Origin of the sequence: Pseudomonas sp. (assembly GCF_050739655.1) — a bacterium.
Lineage (GTDB): Bacteria > Pseudomonadota > Gammaproteobacteria > Pseudomonadales > Pseudomonadaceae > Aquipseudomonas.
Genome location: NZ_JBOIBY010000155.1, coordinates 1 through 4,428, shown reverse-complemented (window position 1 = coordinate 4,428; position 4,428 = coordinate 1). Strand labels below are relative to the sequence as shown.

Here is a 4,428-nt window from a genome sequence, read left to right as displayed (position 1 = left end):
GATCTTTTGATCTTGATTTTAAAAGCCAGATCAAAAGATCGCAGCCTGCGGCAGCTCCACAAGTCGCGATCAAATTCGAGGCAACAAAAAACCCGCTGAAATCACTTTCAGCGGGTTTTTTATTTCAGCGTGGAAAATCAGAAATCCTCCAATCGCCATACCTCATAAGCCGGCGTCTCGTAGGGATGGCTCTGTTTCAGAGCCGCCACCACCGAGCGAATCAACTCATCGGCCACGACAAGCTCGACCTTCCATTCTTCGACCTGCTCAACCTGCCCCGCTTCACCAATGAACGGCTGACTGCCGTCCAATGGTCGAAACTGGCCCAGGCCCAGCACCTGCCACGCGCAGTGGTCATAGTCGCCGATTCGTCCACCACCGGCGGTGAATACGGCACTTTTGACCAACTCGACGTGGCTGTCGGGAACAAAAAAGCTGAGCTTGTACACAGCGCTTAGTTCACCCACACGCGAGCATTACGGAACATGCGCATCCAAGGAGCGTCTTCGTTCCAGTCGTCCGAACGCCACGAGTTCTGCACAGCGCGGAATACACGCTCCGGGTGCGGCATCATGATGGTCACGCGACCGTCGCGACTGGTCAAACCGGTGATCCCGCGCGGCGAACCGTTCGGGTTGGCCGGATAGCTTTCGGTGACCTTGCCGTGGTTGTCGACAAAACGCATCGCCACGCAACCGGACAGATCGGCTTCCAGCAACGCCTCTTCGCTGGCGAACTCGGCATGGCCTTCACCGTGAGCGATGGCGATTGGCATACGCGAACCGGCCATGCCTTGCAGGAAGATCGAGTTTGACTCCTGGATCTGCACCATGGCCACACGGGCTTCGAACTGCTCGGAACGGTTACGCACGAAGTGCGGCCAGAACTCGCTGCCCGGAATCAGCTCGTGCAGGTTGGACATCATCTGGCAACCGTTGCACACACCCAGGGTGAAGCTGTCGTTACGCTCAAAGAAGCCCTGGAACGCATCGCGGGCGCGGCTGTTGAACAGCGCCGACTTGGCCCAACCTTCACCGGCACCCAGTACGTCACCGTAGGAGAAACCGCCGCAGGCGACCATGCCCTTGAAGTCGTTCAGGTCGACACGGCCGGCCAGGATGTCGCTCATGTGCACGTCGATCGCGTTGAAACCGGCGCGGTCGAACGCAGCCGCCATTTCCACCTGACCGTTGACGCCCTGCTCGCGCAGTACGGCAACCTGAGGGCGAATGCCTTTCTTGATGTAAGGCGCGGCGACGTCCTGGTTCACGTCGTAGCTGAGTTTGACGCTCAGGCCCGGGTTGTCTTCTTCCAGCAGCACGTCGAATTCCTGATCGGCGCAGTTGGCGTTGTCACGCAGACGCTGGATCTGGTAGCTGGTCTCGGCCCACTGGCGCTGCAGCAGACGACGCTGGCCTTCGAACACGGTTTCGCCGTTGAAGGTGATGCTGATCTCGCCGTTGTTGATCGGCTGACCGATGACCGACACGCAGTCATCCAGGCCGGCAGCGCTGAACTGAGCGAGGATGTCCGGCGTCGCGTCCTGGCGAACCTGAATCACGGCGCCCAGTTCTTCGTTGAACAGGATCGCGGCAATGTCAGCCGACGTTTCCGCCAGGCTGTCGAGGTTCAGGCTCAGGCCGCAGTGACCGGCGAAGGCCATTTCCACGGCGCTGGTCAGCAGACCACCGTCGGAACGGTCGTGGTAAGCCAGCAAGTGACCGTCGGCGTTGAGGCCCTGGATGACGGCGAAGAAGGCCTTCAGGTCTTCAGCGTCGTCGACGTCCGGAGCCTGGCTGCCGAGTTTGCCGTGAACCTGGGCGAGGATCGAAGCACCCATGCGGTTCTGGCCACGGCCCAGGTCGATCAGGATCAGGTCGGTGGTGCCTTTATCCATGCGCAGCTGCGGGGTCAGGGTCTGACGGATGTCAGTCACTGGCGCGAAACCGGTCACGATCAGAGACATCGGCGAAGTCACGGACTTGTCCACGCCTTCGTCGTTCCAGCGGGTGGCCATGGACATCGAGTCCTTGCCTACCGGAATGGTGATGCCCAGCTCTGGGCACAGCTCCATGCCGACCGCTTTCACGGTGTCGTACAGACGCGCGTCTTCGCCCGGGTGACCGGCAGCGGACATCCAGTTCGCCGACAACTTGATGTCGGAGATCTTGCCGATGCGCGAGGCCGCGAGGTTGGTCAGCGTTTCACCGATTGCCATGCGGCCCGACGCCGGAGCGTCCAGCAGAGCCAGCGGAGTACGCTCGCCCATGGCCATGGCTTCACCGGTGTAGACGTCGAAGCTGGTGGCGGTGACGGCAACGTCAGCCACCGGAACCTGCCACGGGCCAACCATCTGGTCACGGGCCACGAGGCCGGTGATGGTGCGGTCGCCGATGGTGATCAGGAAGCTCTTGCTGGCCACGGCCGGGTGATGCAGGACGCGCTCGACGCAGTTAGCGATGTCGAGGGTCGACGGATCGAAATCGTCGCCCAGCTCGGCTTCGCGTTTTACCGAACGGTGCATGCGCGGCGCCTTGCCCAGCAGTACTTCCAGTGGCATGTCCACCGGGCTGTTGCCGAAGTGGCTGTCGGTGACGGTCAGCTGTGGTTCGGCAGTGGCTTCGCCGACCACGGCGAACGGGCAACGCTCGCGTTCGCAGATCGCCTTGAAGCGTTCGAAGTCAGCCGGGCCGACCGCCAGAACATAACGTTCCTGGGATTCGTTGGACCAGATTTCGTGCGGAGCCATGCCCGGCTCGTCGTTTGGAATGTTGCGCAGTTCGAAACGGCCACCGCGGTCGCCATCGTTGACCAGTTCCGGGAAGGCGTTGGACAGACCACCGGCACCCACGTCGTGGATGAAGCTGATCGGGTTCTTGTCGCCCAGTTGCCAGCAACGGTCGATGACTTCCTGGCAGCGACGTTCCATTTCCGGGTTTTCGCGCTGTACCGAAGCGAAGTCCAGGTCAGCCGAGCTGGTGCCGGTGGCCATGGAGGAAGCCGCGCCGCCGCCCAGGCCGATCAGCATTGCCGGGCCACCAAGCACGATCAGCTTGGAGCCAACAATGATCTCGCCTTTCTGGACGTGCTCTTCACGAATGTTGCCCATACCGCCAGCCAGCATGATCGGCTTGTGGTAACCACGAACCTCGTCACCGTGCGCGGTGGTGATCGATTGCTCGAAGGTACGGAAGTAGCCGGTCAGCGCCGGACGACCGAATTCGTTGTTGAACGCGGCGCCGCCCAGCGGGCCTTCGATCATGATGTCCAGTGCGGTAACGATGCGCTCAGGCTTGCCGTACGGCACTTCCCAAGGCTGTTCGAAGCCCGGGATCTGCAGGTTGGATACGGTGAAGCCGGTCAGGCCGGCTTTCGGCTTGGCGCCGCGACCGGTTGCGCCTTCGTCGCGGATCTCGCCACCGGAACCGGTGGATGCGCCCGGGAACGGTGCAATCGCGGTTGGGTGGTTGTGAGTTTCGACTTTCATCAGGATGTGCACTGGCTCCTGCACCGCGCCGTACTGGCGGGTTTCAGGGTCCGGGAAGAAACGACCGGCCACGGAGCCGACGATCACCGAAGCGTTGTCCTTATAAGCAGACAGAACGCCTTCGCTGTGCATCACGTAAGTGTTCTTGATCATGCCGAACAGGCTTTTTTCCTGGCTCTCGCCGTCGATGTCCCAACTGGCGTTGAAGATCTTGTGACGGCAGTGCTCGGAGTTGGCCTGGGCGAACATCATCAGTTCGATGTCGTGCGGGTTGCGCTTCAAGCCGACGAAAGCGTTGACCAGGTAATCGATCTCGTCTTCGGCCAGGGCCAGGCCCAGCTCGGTGTTGGCTTTTTCCAGCGCAGCGCGGCCGCCACCGAGCAGGTCGATCGCGGTCAGTGGCTTGGGTTCGGCGTGGCTGAACAGGCCGGCAGCCTGTTCCAGGTTGCCCAGCACGATCTGGGTCATGCGGTCGTGCAGTGCGTCGGCGATCAGCTGGGCGTCGGCGTCGCTGAACTGGCCGGCCACGTAGAAGGCGATGCCACGTTCCAGGCGCTGGATCTTGGTCAGGCCGCAGTTGCGAGCGATGTCGCTGGCCTTGCTCGACCATGGCGAGATGGTGCCGAAACGCGGCAGCACCAGAAACAGACGACCGGTCGGCTCCTGGACCGGAACGCTTGGACCGTACTTCAGAAGGCGCGCGAGCACCTGCTGTTCGTCGCCGGTCAGGACGCCGGTAACTTCGGCGAAGTGAGCGAATTCAGCATACAGGCCACTGACAGCCGGAACCTTCTGGCTCAGTTGCTCAAGGAGTTTGCTGTGGCGAAAGGCAGAAAGGGCAGGAGCGCCGCGCAGGATCAACATCTTCGGGACAGCCTCGGGAAGGGGTGTGCTTTGAGGCCGTGCATTCTAGCCTAAACAGCCCGCGACATCACCCGAAA

General features: G+C 61.6%; 2 protein-coding genes. Both read right to left on the bottom strand.

Going from position 1 to position 4,428, the window contains the following annotated elements; all coding sequences use genetic code 11:
* Window positions 1-137: 137 nt before the first annotated feature.
* On the bottom strand, window positions 138-449 hold the full coding sequence (locus ACRESJ_RS07500; protein ID WP_431757337.1) for an NGG1p interacting factor NIF3: 312 nt from the start codon (window positions 447-449) through the stop codon (window positions 138-140).
* Between the two features lie 5 nt (window positions 450-454).
* Window positions 455-4,351 carry a phosphoribosylformylglycinamidine synthase gene (gene purL, locus ACRESJ_RS07495; RefSeq protein ID WP_431757336.1) on the bottom strand — a complete coding sequence of 1,299 codons (3,897 nt, stop codon included), beginning with the start codon at window positions 4,349-4,351 and terminating at the stop codon, window positions 455-457.
* Between the last annotated feature and the right edge of the window lie 77 nt (window positions 4,352-4,428).

Bases quoted from the DNA above. Each gene is read 5' to 3' on its own strand.
- purL (WP_431757336.1), bottom strand. From the start codon at position 4,351: ATGTTGATCCTGCGCGGCGCTCCTGCCCTTTCTGCCTTTCGCCACAGC.